This is a genomic window from Paenibacillus sp. JJ1722 (assembly GCF_048282685.1).
Classification (GTDB): domain Bacteria; phylum Bacillota; class Bacilli; order Paenibacillales; family Paenibacillaceae; genus Paenibacillus; species Paenibacillus polymyxa_B.
In genome coordinates, this window is the sequence record NZ_CP182500.1 from 1,304,745 (window position 1) to 1,322,165 (window position 17,421).

General features: G+C 44.5%; 16 protein-coding genes and 1 riboswitch. Of the genes, 5 read left to right on the forward strand and 11 right to left on the reverse strand.

Features of this window, described 5'->3' with window-relative positions:
• Positions 1-64 precede the first annotated feature (64 nt).
• A complete protein-coding gene (locus ACM1ND_RS05910) occupies positions 65-2,056 on the forward strand; it encodes a copper amine oxidase N-terminal domain-containing protein (RefSeq protein WP_053324807.1) in 1,992 nt (663 codons plus the stop codon).
• Positions 2,057-2,266: 210 nt separating this feature from the next.
• The gene (locus tag ACM1ND_RS05915) at positions 2,267-4,036 is read left to right on the forward strand and encodes a phosphatase PAP2 family protein (protein ID WP_418028011.1); all 1,770 of its coding nucleotides are present in this window, start codon (positions 2,267-2,269) and stop codon (positions 4,034-4,036) included.
• A 260-nt stretch (positions 4,037-4,296) separates the two neighbouring features.
• Here the strand turns inward: ACM1ND_RS05915 and ACM1ND_RS05920 are convergent, their stop codons facing one another.
• From ACM1ND_RS05920 to ACM1ND_RS05950, 7 genes are all read right to left on the reverse strand, one after another.
• Positions 4,297-6,030 (reverse strand): hypothetical protein, encoded by a 1,734-nt coding sequence (locus tag ACM1ND_RS05920; protein ID WP_418027249.1) that lies wholly within the window; start codon positions 6,028-6,030, stop codon positions 4,297-4,299.
• A 403-nt stretch (positions 6,031-6,433) separates the two neighbouring features.
• Positions 6,434-6,931, reverse strand: coding sequence for a preQ(1) synthase (gene queF, locus ACM1ND_RS05925; RefSeq protein WP_013309106.1), 498 nt, complete (start codon positions 6,929-6,931; stop codon positions 6,434-6,436).
• A 318-nt stretch (positions 6,932-7,249) separates the two neighbouring features.
• Complete coding sequence (gene queE, locus ACM1ND_RS05930) at positions 7,250-8,113, reverse strand: 7-carboxy-7-deazaguanine synthase QueE (RefSeq protein WP_028543154.1); 864 nt, start codon at positions 8,111-8,113, stop codon at positions 7,250-7,252.
• Complete coding sequence (gene queD, locus ACM1ND_RS05935; protein WP_023987364.1) at positions 8,106-8,597, reverse strand: 6-carboxytetrahydropterin synthase QueD; 492 nt, start codon at positions 8,595-8,597, stop codon at positions 8,106-8,108. Before queD ends, queE begins: the two co-directional genes overlap by 8 nt.
• Positions 8,590-9,273, reverse strand: coding sequence for a 7-cyano-7-deazaguanine synthase QueC (gene queC, locus ACM1ND_RS05940; RefSeq protein ID WP_340958551.1), 684 nt, complete (start codon positions 9,271-9,273; stop codon positions 8,590-8,592). Before queC ends, queD begins: the two co-directional genes overlap by 8 nt.
• 134 nt (positions 9,274-9,407) lie before the next feature.
• Positions 9,408-9,451, reverse strand: a riboswitch (PreQ1 riboswitch).
• A gap of 79 nt (positions 9,452-9,530) precedes the next feature.
• On the reverse strand, positions 9,531-10,235 hold the full coding sequence (locus ACM1ND_RS05945) for an AIM24 family protein (protein ID WP_013309110.1): 705 nt from the start codon (positions 10,233-10,235) through the stop codon (positions 9,531-9,533).
• Positions 10,236-10,260: 25 nt separating this feature from the next.
• Positions 10,261-10,701, reverse strand: a complete 441-nt coding sequence (locus ACM1ND_RS05950) for a hypothetical protein (protein ID WP_023987365.1) — start codon at positions 10,699-10,701, stop codon at positions 10,261-10,263.
• A 313-nt stretch (positions 10,702-11,014) separates the two neighbouring features.
• Between ACM1ND_RS05950 and ACM1ND_RS05955 the strand changes: the two genes are divergently transcribed.
• The 3 genes from ACM1ND_RS05955 (at position 11,015) to ACM1ND_RS05965 (ending at position 13,216) form a co-directional block, all read left to right on the forward strand.
• A complete protein-coding gene (locus ACM1ND_RS05955) occupies positions 11,015-11,170 on the forward strand; it encodes a hypothetical protein (protein ID WP_023987366.1) in 156 nt (51 codons plus the stop codon).
• 223 nt (positions 11,171-11,393) lie between these two features.
• A complete protein-coding gene (locus tag ACM1ND_RS05960) occupies positions 11,394-12,161 on the forward strand; it encodes a hypothetical protein (protein WP_028543153.1) in 768 nt (255 codons plus the stop codon).
• 71 nt (positions 12,162-12,232) lie between these two features.
• Entirely contained in the window at positions 12,233-13,216 is a 984-nt protein-coding gene (locus ACM1ND_RS05965; RefSeq protein WP_023987368.1) for a helix-turn-helix transcriptional regulator, read from the forward strand.
• A gap of 40 nt (positions 13,217-13,256) precedes the next feature.
• Here ACM1ND_RS05965 and ACM1ND_RS05970 read toward each other — a convergent pair whose 3' ends face one another.
• The 4 genes from ACM1ND_RS05970 to ACM1ND_RS05985 form a co-directional block, all read right to left on the reverse strand.
• Positions 13,257-13,928 carry a 3'-5' exonuclease gene (locus ACM1ND_RS05970; protein WP_023987369.1) on the reverse strand — a complete coding sequence of 224 codons (672 nt, stop codon included), beginning with the start codon at positions 13,926-13,928 and terminating at the stop codon, positions 13,257-13,259.
• Between the two features lie 243 nt (positions 13,929-14,171).
• Positions 14,172-16,073, reverse strand: coding sequence for a 5'-nucleotidase C-terminal domain-containing protein (locus ACM1ND_RS05975; protein ID WP_209941200.1), 1,902 nt, complete (start codon positions 16,071-16,073; stop codon positions 14,172-14,174).
• A gap of 194 nt (positions 16,074-16,267) precedes the next feature.
• Complete coding sequence (locus ACM1ND_RS05980; RefSeq protein ID WP_013309116.1) at positions 16,268-16,693, reverse strand: ImmA/IrrE family metallo-endopeptidase; 426 nt, start codon at positions 16,691-16,693, stop codon at positions 16,268-16,270.
• Positions 16,694-16,704: 11 nt separating this feature from the next.
• Positions 16,705-17,178 (reverse strand): helix-turn-helix domain-containing protein, encoded by a 474-nt coding sequence (locus tag ACM1ND_RS05985; RefSeq protein ID WP_028543151.1) that lies wholly within the window; start codon positions 17,176-17,178, stop codon positions 16,705-16,707.
• Positions 17,179-17,421: the final 243 nt, after the last annotated feature.

Sequence of the window (17,421 nt, forward strand, 5' to 3'; positions counted from 1 at the left end):
AGCGTTGGGAATGGAATTATGCAAAATACTAATATGGAAATATAGATAGAAAAGGGGAACCACGATGAGAAAAGCAGCGAAGATTTTGCTGGCAGTATCCATGGTATGTGGAGCGGTGGTGGGAACTACGTTAAACACTGGAGAAACAGCAGTAGCGGCAAATGTAACGACGAACAACACTTGGAAAAACGCTAAAATTATAGACGTGATCGACCGGAATAACTACATACTGGATGACGGTTCTTTATGGAGAAAGAGTATAGATGGCCCGGTTATTGAGAAATTGAATTTGAAAGGCATTACAGGCAGCAAAAACGAGAGCCAAGGTTATTATGGCTGGACTGAGGACGGGAAGGTAGCCATCTGGGATGATAACTCCGACCCAAAAGTGACGGCTCAATCCTCAGGAGTTAAAGAAATTACAGGTGAGGGTTTGGCTATTAAAACCGATGGGACGATCTCCTGGGGAAGAGAACAGGTTGAGGGAATATCGGATGCTATAGATGGTGATAAGGTAAGTACCTATTTTACGGTTCTTACTCGATCCGGTGATGTATGGTATTCCACAGGGTACGCAGAATCTAAGCCCCGCAAGATAGGTCATGTAGATGGTGCGCTTGATATCAAAATGAGTACGGCGTATGCTGCAGTACTTAAGGAAGATGGCCATGTCACGATGCTGGATATGCTGACCAATGAACCACCGCGCGAAGTGGGAAGTGATATTGCTTCAATTTTATGGAAAAAAGGTACACATGTCTTGATTACTGTACATCATGACGGGACTGTATGGAGCTATGACCGAATGAAGAAATATCCAGCTGTGCAGCTTAGCGGGTTATCTAATGTTGCACGGTTGGTTGATTCGCCTGACGAGCTTTTTGCACAATTAAAGGATGGCTCTTGGGTCGGCTATAAGGACGGAATCACGACTGCGCTGAGCTTGCCTACATTAACGGGTATGTCCTTGTTGACGACCTCCAAAGAGGCTGCCATCGGCGATACGATTCAATTAAATGTACAAGAGACGTATTCGAACGGTTATCGACTAACACGTCATCCCGAAGCTAGTGAGATTGAAGTGGAGAAACCGCAGGTTGCCGAGCTACAGCAGAATGGTTCCGGTACACTCAAAGTAAGGGGCATTGGAAGCACATCCGTAGCTCTGCGGACCGAAGGAATACCATCTTCTTTTACACTAAAGGTATCGTCCGATCAAACCTTGACCGGGGCGGCTATACTGAACGGCAATGTGTATTTGCCTGTGCAGTCTGTGTTCAAGACGCTGGGTGGATCTGTTACCGTGGCGAACCAGACCTTTACGATCAAGCTGGGTAAAAACAATATCGTACTCCAAAAAGGGAGCTCCACCGCGATGGTGAATGGTAAACCTGTTGCACTGAAGGGCAAGGTTCAAACGGTTAACGGACAGGTTGTATTCCCGGGAACATTACTGACCGATCTGAAGTTGGGCGGATTCAAATGGAATCGTGACCGCCAGCAAGGAGAATTATCTTTGGGCGCTACCAAGCTGGTCATTGAGACGCCAGAAACGGCAAAAATTATCAGAGCCATTGATCTGGGTAGTCTGTCCAAATTAATTGGCAAAACCTATTGGGTCAATAACTTCTATAGCGCTGGAGAGCGATTTGGCAAGGTAACAGTTAAAGATATCGAAGTCAGCACGGATCCGAACGGTGTTAAATCTTACGAAGTTATTTTCCAGGGGGCCAATGGCGAAACTTATGACACGTATTCCATCATCGGAGCTTCACGCATTCCACAAATGCTGTCTGATTCCGATCAATTTCTGACTTACGATCCGTACAAGAAATACCAATGGTCGCAAGCCATCTGGAACAAGATTAAAAATAATGAGGTAAGCTTGGGCATGAATACGACGCAGGTGCAGTTCGCATGGGGAAACCCAACAGTCAGAGAAAAGGGGGCTGCTTCAAACGGAACTCAAGTCGAAGCCTGGGTATACGGCAACCGTAGTCTTTATTTCAAGGCGGTAGCTTTCGTGAATGGCAAAGTCATAGAAGTATGGCTGTAGGGTAGCTGGTTTTTCTATAACGGTTTGAACGAGGTGTCTCCAGAGTCGTATATACGGCTCTTGGGGTGCCTTTTTTTCATTTAACAAAACTAAGCTCTTTATTTAACAAACTTAAGCTATGATTCTTTATGTCATACAACTTGCTGTATAGGTGATAGCTTCGTAGAGAAAGTATGAAGAGCACAAGAGAAGAGAGGATCTGATTTGAGAATGAAATCGCTAAGGAAACCATTATCAGTTGCATTACTATCTTTACCATTACTTCTAGGTTCCCTGGGTGGAAGTTATGCGAGTGCGGCAACCCTACCAACAACGGTAACTCCAACAGAACCATCGTGGGGATATTTCGTAGATCATTATAAAAATAATAGTTCTGCCAATAAGACGGAAAGCTCTAATCCGACCCTCGGGTTGCTCTCCGAATTTAATAAGCTTTGGACTCCCGGCGCTACTTGGGATACAGGTACCAAGCTAAACAGCAGCGTGCTGGACGCCAATATTCAAAAAGTGATTGATATAGCTGCCCGTCGCACTTCTAGTGAGGCTGATGCGGCTTATTTGGATGATCGCAGAAACCAGAGCTACAGTGTGATCGACGGTCTGGGTTCGCTCACTGATGTATATCGAAAGAATGCAGGTGCCACGACAACGATCAACGACATTCCGGCAGATGCCCTGACTAAGAAATACGAAGATGAGGGAACGAATGCAGGGAGTACAAGCTCCAATCTCGGCAACATTGTAAATCTGGTAAATACCTTGCGTGGGGAATACTCTACGACGAACCCGGCTAAGTCTTACTTTAGCTATCCTCGTCCGTTTCGCTGGAGCGATAACTCAGTGGTTGTTCCGAGCCTTATTCCTGCTCTCAAGGCCGATGCTACTAGCGATGGCGGCTTTCCTAGCGGTCATACCAATGCTGCGTATCTCAGTTCTATTGCTATGGCCTATGCCGTGCCGGAGCGTTATCAGGAACTGCTGACACGAGCTTCGGAGCTGGGCAATAACCGTGTTGTTGCCGGTATGCACTCCCCGCTTGATGTTATGGGAGGACGTGTCATGGCAACGGCGATGGCTGCTGCTATCCTGTCTGATCCGGCCAATAGCAGTTTGAAGAAAGCGGCTTATCAGGATGCTCGTAAACAACTGCTGTCTCAAAAAGGCACAGCTCCAGATCGATTCAGCAATTATGCCACAAACAAAAAAAATTATAATCAACGATTAACATACGGATTCAGCCAGGTTAATCCAACTACGACGCCAATGACAGTGCCTAAGGGAGCTGAGGTACTGTTGGAGACACGTTTGCCTTACCTGGATAGCACACAACGTCGTTGGGTTTTGGCTACTACAGGGATTCCTTCCGGCTATCCTGTACTTGATGATGCTGAGGGATGGGGACGATTGAACTTGTTTTCCGCTGCGGATGGCTACGGTGCTTTCACCAATAATGTTACGGTAGATATGGACGCTTCCAAAGGCGGTTTCAATGCACTGGATCGCTGGCGCAACAATATCTCCGGCGTTGGAAAGCTGACTAAAAAGGGAACAGGTACGTTGAAGCTAATGGGGAACAATACGTATTCCGGCGGTACACAGATCGAACAAGGTACTCTGGAAGGAACTTCGGAAACGGCTTTCGGAAGTGGTGGAATTACGAATAACGGGGGAACTCTTCTTAAAAATGCTTCTGGAAAGCTGATTATTGGCGGAAATTACAGACAATCTGCCAAGGGAACACTTGAGCTTAACCTGCGCAGTAAAAATGATGTGCTCAAAATAAAAGGAACAGCTATACTCAACGGAAAATTACGTCTGAATTTTTCTAACAAATATGTACTGGCTAATGGTGCTACGGTCTTAACTTATGGTAAACGGAATGGAGCATTTTCTTCGATTGAAACAGTAGGTTTACCAAGCAATTATAAAGTGAAGGTTATCTATTCAGCTGACAGTGCTCAGTTGAAAGTCACTAAGTAAAACGTAAGTAACTCTCTATACAACAATTGAAGTGCACCTTTAAAATACATGGGGATAAACCAGAAGGTTATTCCAGTGTATTCTAGTGTGCACTGTATTGTTTCATGATGGAAGTATTAAGTTATCGGTTATCGACTTTCCAGGAACATATTATGGTTGAACATGCGTTATTGCGCAATTCCCTTAAACTTGGTGTTAGGCTTGTCGTGTTTTTTAAAGTGAGATAGATAGAGATTCCATCGCTTGTATCATCAACTTGATCAGATCAACTCATAACCATAAATAAACGAAGAGGATCTTTTAATAGGTTTTAACTTTTTGTCAATTTGAACTGCTAACTTTTCAAGAGAATAATAAGTGCAACCTTTAATGACCATTGTATCTTTTGAAGAAAGGGTAATGCTTTGATCCTTCCATTGCAAAGTTCTTGTCTTTGCATTGTAATTGCCGCCAAATGAATTTACAAAATCTTCAATAGGAACATAGGGTTTTTTTTCCGAATTGTAAAAAGTTCCCTGCCCACTGTATCTGATGTAAGTATTATTATACTTTATCGCTCGAGGCTCAACTGGTGAAATATAGTTACTTAAGTCAAATGAAAAATAATATTCAAAATCAAAAGCTCCACCTAGGTAATACGAATCTCCGCCACTGCTAATTGTACCGGTAGGAATATGCAAATAGTAGTGTTTCAAATCCCGAATTAAGAAGAACTCATCACTAATCCAAGTGACGGAAGGATAATCATTGGCAGCTGTATCCCTGAGTGCATCTATTTTTTGTGACCATGTGTTATGTTTCAAATCATATACTTTTATTTTTGTACGAGGAAGATATTTTCTTGCTTTATAATCATAACTTCTCTCGACCAATAATAGATAGCGATTGTTTGGTGAAAAATAATCATCAGATGAAGTGTTGATATCGTTAAGTATTTGTATTTTTCCATTTTGAGTAATTGTAGAAGTCCAGCCTCTTTTGTCTATCCATTTTTTGTGATATATTATATTCCCGATTTTAACCTTACGGTTATCGCCAAATCCTATAATTGCATTTTTTTTCTTTCTTATAGCCAAATTTTCATCATGAAGCGGTGTTATTTTTTTGTCTGGGCCCAGTGCTATAATATTTTTGTTGTTTTCTCTATAAACGGAATCATAATTGAGAATTAGATGACCTGGAGTGACCTCCGGTGAAAACCATAAGTGATTGTATTCAGAGTTTGTGTATATGCTTATAGGAATTTTGCTCTGGGAAACAAAACTATTATCTTTTAAAGAATAAATTCTGTATTCATTTGGGGCATTTCCTGAAATCCATTCCCAATTGTATTCTATTTGATAGTATTGCAGATGTGGGTAAAGATGAGAGATGTATTTATCTTTACTGGACAGGTTTGTAATTAACTTTAGGCTTTCGGAAGAAAGGTCATAAACATATACAAAGCTTTCCTTCGTGTACTGGTCTTTGTTAATTTCAAAATTTGCAGCTCCGTTATCCGTATCGAAAAACTTATAGTCCAATTGGTCTATAATTGCAGAAAAGTACACTTTGTTTTTGTAGATCATACTCCCCGAAGTATATATACTATATACGTGTTGAGTAACACCCGGATGCTTTTCTTCTCTGGCCTGCTCTATAGGAATGGCGTTTTTGGGAATATTGAGTGCTAATCCCGGAAAATCAAAAGCCTCATTATACTGCAACCCGGAGCTGTAATCAGTTTTATGTACTATAATTTGTGGAATAAATTTCTGCTGGCTCTCATTTGTTGTCCACTTAAGGTCTGCATTCAGGCGATAGGATGAGGATAAAGGAGGTATGACTTCTTCTTGTGCCGTTACATTCAAGGCGTATGCTTGAGAAAGTGATGTTGTCGGTAGTGCCAGCCCTATCATTAATAGTGCTAATAGTAATTTGAATGATTTGGTCAATGTCATAGTTGATACACAGGTCCTTCCTGAATTTAAATTTGGTTTTGTGGTCTGAATCATGTTGCATAAAGTCTCCAGTAAATCAATTCTATATAAGTTGAGCTCAAGTAGAATAGACATGCTGACTGCTGGGCGAAGAGATTACATGAGCACTGTGACCCGACTTATATAGAATTCAATCAGATTGATATTATATCTTTTAATAAAAACTTGATTAGAACCCATTCAATTTTTAAATAGTTATTTTAGCCCATGTCTATTGTCCTAACTGAATAATACCACATTATTGAATTTCGTTAATAAATATCATATTTTTATAAGTTAAATAGGTTAAATTCCGTTTATTCTTCCGTAACACAATAATTAATATTAATAAAATATAAAGGTCCTGCTTCATTTTTAATGAGCAGGACCTTTGAATGTACGTTTTTTATTTGTATGCAAATGCAAGGAAAGTATCAGCTTAACGGTTATCGATCTTTTCCGGGTACATATCATGGTTCATCATGCGGTGCTCCGCTATCTGTTCGTACTTCGTTCCTGGCTTGCCGTAGTTGGTGTACGGGTCGATAGAGATGCCGCCGCGTGGCGTGAATTTGCCCCATACTTCAATGTAGCGAGGGTCCATCAGCTTAATTAAGTCATTCATGATGATATTGACGCAGTCTTCATGGAAATCGCCGTGGTTACGGAAGCTGAACAGGTACAGCTTAAGGGACTTGCTTTCTACCATTTTAATATCAGGAATGTAGCTGATGTAGATGGTTGCAAAATCAGGCTGTCCTGTAATCGGGCACAGGCTGGTGAACTCCGGGCAATTGAACTTTACAAAATAATCCCGATACGGATGTTTATTATCAAAGCTTTCGAGAATGGCGGGATCATAGGCAAACGTGTATTGTGTGCCTTGATTGCCAAGCAGGGTAACGTCGGTCATTTCTTCGGGTGTTCTTCCGGTCATTGGATGGGGCTCCTTAAGTTTGGTTTGGTTTGGTAAACTAGATAGGGAGTTATGGTGGTGGGGAGGTCGCTCCGCGAATGATTTGATCTTCCGACCGCCGTCAACACCATAAAGTCCCTACCCGTTTGCATATTGGTTGGGGCAGAAGTGAATAGTGCTCGCTCCTTTATAAAAGGAGCGTTATTTTATGAGAAACCCCGTCCTTATGGACGAGGGTTTCTCTTGTTTTGTAACTTGGGTGTCGAGGGTGTACTTCGACTAATTTGGCGTATCTTGTGTATCACATACAGCCCATACGGAATATATTACATATAAGTGTTATACGCCGCGTTTATTGCCCCATACGAGGGTGTGGAGCTGCGGGAGTACTCTTACGTCGTTTAGTCGGGAATCGTCCATGACACGGTCGATAAGCCATTCATAACGATGGAGTAGGGACTCCGCAATCTGTCCGGTGTTCTCCGTGTTCACATCTGGATTACCCGTCTGGAGGAACAGCGGTACGTGTGGATAGCGCTCGTGAACGATGCGGGCATAGGCAAGATCGGTGTCATCGAAGATGACGACCTTCAAGCTGCAAGCTCCGGTATAGAGCCGCGCAGATTCATTAGCGGGTTCCTTCAAGCCTGGTGCGGTTGGGACGTTGGACGTAGCTCGGGACTCACTAGCCATCTTCCGGTTCGATAGACGGGCGACGATATCATCCAGCACGTCCCAGTTGGTCGTCATACCAGAGCTGGGCGGCTTCGGGGATAGGGTTACCTCATCGATATCGTATAGCCATTCCTGCCAACGGGAGCCTTGTGTTTCGACAGCGGTGGCAATGCCTTGGCTGCGCAGCAGGGTGATTAGCTCCCCAATCTGCGGTAGCAGAGCAGGATTGCCTCCAGAAAGTGTCACATGCGAAAACCGTTCGCCACCGATGGCCTTCAGCTCCTGCCAAATGTCAGTGGCACTCAGACGACGGATCTGGTCCTTGGCGCTGCCGTCCCAGGTAAAGGCGGAGTCGCACCACGAGCAATGGTAATCGCAGCCTGCGGTGCGAACAAACATCGTTTTACGACCAATGACCATACCTTCGCCCTGAACGGTAGGACCAAACACCTCTAGTACGGGAATAGGGGCTAGTTTGGTGCCGTGGGAGGCTGTCATGGGTTGGTGAGTCGTCACGGTATTACTCATCGAGCATCCACTCCCGTCGGAACTCGGCGTAGCTGGTAGGTGTCTCGAACAACCGTACAAACTCGGTACGTCCACCTGCGACACGGTTGCAGTATGCATCCGAGGTCAAGGCTGACTCCATTTGTTCAAAGATCCAGACGACCATATTTTCCGCCGTTGTATTCATTGGAGGAAGCGTCTCATTCAAGTAACGGTGGTCCAGAAAAGGCTCAAGCCGCTCTTTCCAGATCGTTTTGATGTCACCAAAATCCAGCGTTAGACCCGTTTCGCCCGGTATACCGCTTATGCCAAACACGACGATATAGGTATGTCCGTGCAGATTTTTGCATTTGCCTTCGTAGCAGTGCAAATGATGTGCTGCATCGAATGTAAATTGTTTGCTGACTAGTACACGTTTGCGGTGATAACGCAGCTGAGAGTGCTCAATGTCTGTCCCGAACTGCTGGAGCTTGTCGACAATGCGAAAAGTACCTGGCTCACGCATGACCTTCAACTCCTTGGGATGAAGCTCCGCGCACCGCGAGATACTGCTCGAGTCCAGCACGGCGAAGTTTGCAAGCAGGGCATTCGCCACAGCCATCGCCAATGACGCCGTTATAGCACGTTAGTGTACGTGTTCTTACAAATTCAAAAGCTTTCAGCTCATCGGCCATGTGCCAGGTTTCGGCCTTGTTCAACCACATGAGCGGAGTATGAATCACAAAGGGATAGTCCATCGAAAGGTTCAGTGTGACGTTCAGCGATTTGATAAAGGAATCCCGGCAATCGGGATAGCCGCTGAAATCCGTCTCACAAACGCCTGTAATCATGTGGCGCGCTCCTTTTTGCTTAGCGAGAACTCCCGCGAAGCTCAGGAACAGTAGGTTGCGACCGTCTACAAAGGTGCTAGGCAGTTCGCCTTCCTGTTGAGTAATGTCAATGTCGGTGCGTGTGAGGGCATTAGGGGCTAGTTGATTAAGCAGGCTCATATCCAGTACCGTTTGCGGAACACCCAGTTCGCGGGCGATTCCAGCGGCTACTTCGATTTCCTGCTTGTGGCGTTGACCGTAATCGAACGTCACGGTTTCTACTTCAGCAAAATGTTTTTTTGCCCAGAATAAACAGGTTGTGCTGTCTTGGCCGCCGCTGAATACGACGACTGCTTTTTCGTTTGTAAACATAAAAAAACCTCTCGATCTTCTTGGAATGGTGCAAGACATGGAGTCTTGTCACTTGGAAGAAGGAGAGTTCTTGAACCGACTTCAACAAAAAACAGGCCTTGCCCCGCGAATTCATTTTTCTTGCGGAGGACAAAGCATCGTTAGTTTTTTATAGAGGGAGTTCGCGAACCTCTCCCATGCATGACGCATGGATTTTCTCCATTAGTATCTGCCATGAGGACAGACGGCTATAGCATTGTCATTATAGCATGGCAGGGCTATTTGATAAACACTCCACCAAATGGAATGACTTCCCGTAAAAATCGCTTGATCACGCCATCGTCGTTCATATCCTGTTGAAGCCGCCGATGATGTTCCCCAGCATGAAATAGTACGGTACCCTGTCCGGTCATTTTAAAATGATAGTTCATATGCTGGCTGGCCAGATGGTTGCCGTACACGGTCAACTCCAGTTTGGCGTTTTCGGGATAGGCAATGACGCTGCTTGCATCCACATATATCGGCTCTGTCGGATGAAGCTGTTCTTGACATACCAATCCCTGCGTCAAAAGACCGATTTGACCAACACCATCGAATTTCATTTTTATAACATCGCGGCTAAACAACATGTTTTTCATGCTTAGCAGCTTGGTACGCATTTGGATACCGGAGCTGTACCAGAACAGGTTGCGAAAATCGTATAACAGATCATCGCTCCCTTCAAGCTTAATCATTTTTAGACTAAAGCCAGGCGGAAGTGCGGCAATTAGGCGACAAGCTCCTGTGAAATCGGCTTGAATCAGTTTGTGTTTGCGATACATGCCCTTAATATTCATCAGTTTATCACTACGGCCTGAGCTGGGTCCGCGGTATGCGATGATTTGCTGCGGATGCAGAACATGCAGCTTTTCTCCTTCCGCCAGATCGAGCGTTACGACCGAACCGACGCTTTCATCATGGTGTTGTCCTGCTTGTATGTCCATTCAGACCTTTCATCCTTTCAGACAGTTAGTATCTTCCCGAACGTCGACGCATCCCGTAACGCAACAGTCGGATACCGATAAAATAACCGGCCAGCAGAATTATAGCTGTGATGATGAGCATTTTATTTCGGTGTGAAGCCTGATCGCGCTGGGTTTGAAGATTTTTTAATTCTGTGACAGTGTCAGTCAGCTTGCGGTTTTGCTCCAGCAATTGGGCATTTTGCTCTTGATAGGCCTCTAAGCTGTTACGAGCCTTTTCCAGATCTTCCTGTGTTTGTCGGTAGCTTTCCTTGAGCTGGTACACATCACCGGGCAACCGCGAAAATTGCTCGAAGCCTTGATACACATCATCCCAATAAGCAGCATGTACTTCGGGTACACGAGTTATCCCAAAAATAAACAAAAGTGCTATAGCAGCGCAGACAATGCGGCGGTACAAAGCAAAACGACAAGTTGGTCGTGCCAAGAGATGTTCCCCCTTTTGATAAACCAAGATGTTAGGTGATACGGATCATTACCCATATGACATGGTTACGTATAATATAACGATTCGGATGCAGATTTTAGAATAAATGGACGACAAATACGGAGAAAATGTTCTCAAAAAAAGTCGATATATTAGTTTAAGTGTACCTTAAAACGGGTATATCAAGGAAGCGGCAACATTCCGGCATTTTTTCCAGCATACGAGTAAAGAACGATCCGCACCTGATCAGGGCTTAAGTTGAATATATGAACTGAAATATATTAAAAATTGATATAGAAGGAGATTTTGCAAGATGAATGAGAGAGAACAAAACTATAAAACTTTAAAAATCACTGTAAATGGAAAGCCGTTATCAAAGGATCTCGTTGTAGATAGCACTACTTTTGCTCCTATATCTGATATTTGCACAAAAACGAAAGTTTCTTTAACAGAAACTACAATCTCATAAGTATAAATATAGAAGTAGACTATAATATAGCCCGGCATATGCCGGGCTATTTTTGCGCATTTATGTAATTAAAATGGTTTAAAATGTTATTTACCAAACTAGGTCCCCCTTCATAAAGATTCCCATGTATAATTTTCACAATCAAACATACGTTCCCTGACAATATAGTGTCAGATAACACTGTTAATTTAGAGTTACATGTTCTTTTAGGGGGAATTTACCAGTGGTGAAGTCAATGCTCAATGTAACGTGCACATGGGACAAAGAGTCTATATCTGCGAATGGGTCCAAACAAGTAAATCTACTGATAGAATGGGGCTATGGAGCTATACGTAAACGAAAAGGAAATCTAATACCGAAAGCAGCGGGATGTGACCTTCAACTCCAGTTCATTCCAGAAAACGGGGTAAGTCTATTAAAAGCTGAAGGGGTGAGGCTCGGTTTTAAACGCTCAGAAAACGGAGATAGCATGTTTGTTCACTGTGGTGATGTACGACGGGGAAAATATAGACAGGCTATTTTAACGTTTTCTATACCGGCTCACTCGTCCGGAAGACATACGATTGGAATGATGGAGTGGAGCTGGCGCAAGCCATCGCAGGAAAAGCGAACGCTGATCCGGACAGACCAGCTCTATATCCATTTCACGCATCATCTTGGTCTGCTGAGCATTCCATCCAACCCGAAGGTGGAAAAATACATAAAGCTGAATGAGACGTCCCCTATTGTAAAAAAAGCATTGCGTATGTACGAGAAAGGGGAATATGAGCGAGGGGCGTTCATCCTTACCAGACAAGCAGATGAATTACTTATACGTGCAGCAAGAAGCGATGACATGGACTACCTGCAGGAAGCCGAGTTAATTCTGGCCATACGCAATAAATGGAGTGGTACTTTTGTCTCATTCACAGCGTATAGTTCTAAGGTCATTTTTAATAAAGCAATATCGGTAGGAGATGTTCATTTTACTGAAAATGATATTTTAAGATAGGCAATTATGCTAGTTTATTTGTGTAATATAGTGAGTCTAATTTACTATCTTTTTGTAAAGGAGAGACTTCCTTGACTGATCGGTTGATACGTTTAATGCGGATTATTACTATTGTTCAGGCAAATCCGGGGATATTGGCAAGAGAGCTTGCCGAACGTTGTGAAACATCAGAACGTACTATATACCGGGATATGGAGGCGTTAAGCGCTATGCATATTCCGATTACGAATATGGGGCATGGAAAAGGGTACATTTTTATTAGTAATTTTGCTTTGTATCCTCTGAATTGGACGGAAGAAGAGGTAGAGGCTTTTACCAAGCTGGGAGAGATTATGGAAACGGTAAAGCCTCTTTTACCGCCAGCTTTTGAAAGTGCTTATGAGAAAGTGATGGCATCTAGTCAGAAAAAAAAGATGGACCAGACGAGCTTCGCGCAGGAAATGAAAAATATCATCCGGCTCGGCTCGACACTTGATCGGGAAAACCAGCCCTATCTGCTCAGGCTGATTGTTTTGGCGAGTCTTACGCAGCAGACGATTGAAGCGGAATACAGCTCGCCTCAAAATGAAAATGTATCCCTAGTTCAGGTAGATCCTTATTGTTTGGTTCCGCAGGATCGGCGATTCTATATGCTTGGTTTTTGTCACAAGCACTCCGCTATGAGAACCTTTCGGATCAGCCGCTTTCGGAACATGAGAATTTTGCCGTATACGTTTCAAAAAAATACAACTGAAATGGAAATGTTTTTTAAAGGGACCTGGTCGGTGACCAAAGGAAATCAGAATATCCGGTTTGTGGTACGTTTTTCTGCCGAGTCTGTATATCGGGTCAAAGAAGAGGAGCTGTTCATCAAGCCTTTTCTTAAGGATTTGCCGGATGGAAGTTTGTTGTTTGAGGTGACGGTCAATCATGACCGTGAATTTTTGGATTGGCTCACTTCCTATGGAGCTGAGGCCGAGATCCTGGAGCCTTTACGGTACCGCAAACGAATGCAAGAAATGCTGCGGACCTGGGGAGCATTCTATTTCGATAAAAAGGCAGGAAATCAAGAATAACAGGGGGAGATCCCCCGGAACGGGCCGGGGAGCTATCCGTTTAACGGTCTTTAAACAGGTTGGCGAGATTGCCAAAAGGACTGTACTGCTCCTGTTCTTCTTCTGGTGAGGAGTAGACGAGCTTCGAGCCGCGGCTTTCCTCATCGTCAGCAGCATTATGAACTAATGTAATACGATCAAAATGGTACATGAAAACCTGTGCGGTGTTCACGGCATCATCCAGTGCCCGGTGTTGTTGACCGTCAAAGTCAATGTTGCACAATTCCAGCGCCTGAGACAGGCTCAACTGACGGTACTTTCCATTGGAACTAAACAGACGGGAAATCTGCTTCTGTATATCATTTGTATTATGAATCCATCCGAGATCTACATGATGGGTACGACAATGGGATACCAGCTTCTGACGGTCATCCGGGCCCCATGCGCATAAATAATAAGGGGAATCCGTACCGAGCCAGGCTATGAATTGCTTCACAGCTTCAGGGAATAGTGGGGCGGCATCAATGTCTCGTTGAGTAATACCCGTGAACTGAACGGTATCTGTAGAGAGTACAGGCCGATTCGAGGGCCTTACAAAACTGTGAAACGTATCCGCAACGTATAGGCCATCGTCTCCCTGAACAACTTTGACGGCACCGATATCAATGATTTCGGAGGAATATCTGGCGTTACGGCTAACGGTAAATTCAAGATCGTAAATAATGTATTGCATTTCTGGACTCCTTCCACACATATAACTGATCCCGATGGGTATCGGGACGAATGTTCTCTGCCCGAATGACTCTTCTCCATCATACCTCTCGGTTCACAACTTGTCAGCGGTTAAAAGGTTTGCTTTTAAAAAAAATATGCGATGTCCAAATGAGCTTGGACTATCGCATATCTAAAAACGCCTGACATACAGCAGCATCCGAAACCACTAGGATTCCGGACGCTGTTTTTGCTAGCTATTGAATTAGGCCGGGAGGTCTAACTTTTGTCCCGGATAAATGCGGTGAGGATTCTTCAACTTATTCAACTGCTGAAGCTGTTGCCAGGTGGTACCATGTTTGCGGGAAATGTCATACAGCGTATCCCCGGATTTCACAACATATACATGGCTATTTGTAACTTGTGCAGAGGCGGATGTCTGCTGTGGCTTGGCTGTTTGAGACTTTGCCGGTGCCGGTTTTGCGGGTGCTGGTTTCGCAGCCGGTGTAGGGACGGATTGCGGCTTTTCCTGCACAGGTGCGGGTGTTGCCGTTGAAGCAGATGGCGCAGCTTGTGTGGCAGGGACAGAAGTTTTACCATCAGCCTTGGCTTCTTGAATGCGACCGTCCGCTTGTACTTGCAGGCTAGCGGAGCCCACCTTTTGCATGTAGCGAATTAACGCTTCGTCAAGCGAGCCGAACATACCTGCCTGTGGATATTTAGCGAACATCGTATATTGGTCACCACCTACGGCAGTAAAATCATTGGTGGCCAGTGTGTATGTTGCCTCAGGATCAAGTGTCTTCCCGCCGATCAGGATGGAATGAACACGGCTCCCTTTGGCTGCTGATGTGTCTATTTTGAACGAGATACCTGATACCTGTGGGAAACCTCCGCTTGGCTCTGGATAGGAGGCTGTACCATTTTCCAGTGCGGCCTGAATGTCAGAGCCCTTCACTTTCAGGGTAACGATCTGGTTGCCGAAGGGCAGCACAGTGATGATGTCTCCCTTGGTTACTGTCCCCGTCTTGATGGAAGCCCGTATGCCGCCACCGTTCGTTAAAGCCACGTCTGCTCCCGAAACATCACGCATAGCATCGGTGAGCAGGTCGCCAAGATTGGTTTCACTTGCACGTACCTTTTCGCGTGCTCCTTCCAGATCCACACTTGTTTGCGTTACAACCTCTTTAAGAATAGGTTCCTGGTCCTTTTGAATGGAGGCGATCAATGCAGCAATTTCAGCGTTGGGCTGAACGTCGACTGCTTGAGTCGAATCAATCAGCTTGGCTTGCTTTTGCGTAACCTTACCGCCGTCGACCCATAAGTCCACAACACCCAGATACTTGGTGTATTCACCTGCGCTAGCGATCAATGTACCATTGTCACTAATCAAGCCTTTTTCCAGAACGGTATGGCTGTGTCCATCGATGAAAATATCAATGCCAGGCACTTCCTTAACTACCTTAAGGCTGGTGTCCTTACTAGACGCATCCTGCCCCAGGTGACCAAGAACAACAACGACATCTACTTTGCTGCGGATTTCATCAACAGCCGCTTTGGCCTCAGCCGCAGGGTCGGTGAATTGAATACCCTCAACATTTTTGGGATTAGTCTTATATGCTGTTTCTGGCGTAGTCAAACCGATAATACCGATTTTAACGCCGTCCACTTCTTTAATAACATAGGGTTTGAACAAACGTGTTCCGTCTGTTTGTTTAATATTGGCGCTGAGCACAGGGAACTGAATCTCCTTACTTAGCTCAACAAGATGCTTCCAACCATAATTAAACTCGTGGTTACCCGGAACCATAGCATCATAACGCAGCTTGTTAATCACTTTCACAATGCTCTCGCCGTTAACCAAAGTAGCGAAGGTCGTTCCATGAACGGTATCCCCGTCATCTAGCAGCAGTGTATTGGGATTGGAAGCCCGATACTGATCAATGATACCCGCCAGCTTGGCGAATCCCATTTCCTTGTCGTTTGCGACCACGTGGGCATGGGTATCGTTCGTATGTAGGATGGTGATGTGTTTACCGCTGACTGGAGCCGTTGCCGTTCCAGCTGTTCCCACATTGGTTGCTGGGTCTGCTGCTGCTGTACCGAGACAACCAAGTAGAAGCGCGGCAGTCGTCAGGATCGACGAGAGTTTTTTCCATGAGTTCATGTTGTTCCTTCAACCTCCCATAAAATAAATGAATTAGAGAAACCGCTTACGACCACATTTTATCAGATGATTGTAAAAATAACTTCTATTTTATATCAAAGCACTAAAATTTTTTGAGATATCGGTTGTTAAATCCACCGTCTAGTTACCTATATTGTAGAGGAAGTAATAAACAGTAACTCATGTAATGAGAACTAACGTTCTGTTTTGTAGTCAAAAAAAAGGGCAGTCTCTTTGGGCAGCCCGATACGGGGTAAATAGTGATCCAACGTTTCGTCAGCTAGTGGCGGTTTTCCTTCACTGAGCAAAAGCACGGCAAACCGATTGGCCTGTTGTTCAAATTTTCCTGGAGAAAAGTAGGAGTGCTCCTCCATAAAAAAGCGGCTAATGCCTTTATGCAGTCGGTCATGTCCCAATTCATGCGCACAGACGAACCGTTCCCATTCGGGTGTGAGGCCATTGTGGATAACGATAAATCTTCTACGCAGCTTGTGGTAATAAAGCCCTTTGGTTGTGGGGCCTAGATCGCAGTATCGGATATGGATACCCAAAGCTTTCGCAATATCGAAGGGGCAGTTGGTACGGTATTTTCGGACAAGTTTGTGAATGAGTTCGTTCATGCGCTCACCTACTATCCCTGATCTTTGCCCGCTTGGGGCTCTTTGGGCTTTTTATGTTTGTTCATCTGCTTGGCTTCCCAGAACAGACCTGTCAGCACGTCCTTGATCCGTTGACGGTCTTTTTCATCCAGCGGAATGCCATCGAACATTAATTCGTCGTCTTCCTCCAGCATTTTTTTAAAATCCCGGCGGTCTTTGGAGGTTGCCCATTCCGGCACAGTAGAACGATAAAGTTCATGTGGATTTTGCTCCATTGAATCATCATCTCCCCAATATCCGGCGGCCTTCATCATTTCGGTATAGGATACGCTAAGCGCGTCCGCTATTTTGCGGAGAGTGGAGGGTTTGGGGATTCCGCGCAGTCCATTTTCAATGCGGGAAATTTGTGAATTGCTTATACCTGCAGCATCTGCCAACTGGTTGATGCTCCATTGCTTGTGCTCACGCTGCTGTTTTAAGTAAGTTCCGAATGCTGGCTGTTCCACAATGGGGGCTCCTTTCTGCAAGAGAATCATAGATACTAGTTTTATTATACCATTAGGTAAATAGTAAAAGCACGTAATATGCCAAAAGGCATAGGAAAATAAAGCGAATATCCTGTTTTTAGAGCTATACTGCTTTTTTTGACGATGGATACCTATCCTAAATAATGTTATGTTATACTCAAGATACGAACAAAAGGGGAACACAATGTAAACACGAACGTTTTTCTATTTCAGGATTTTGCA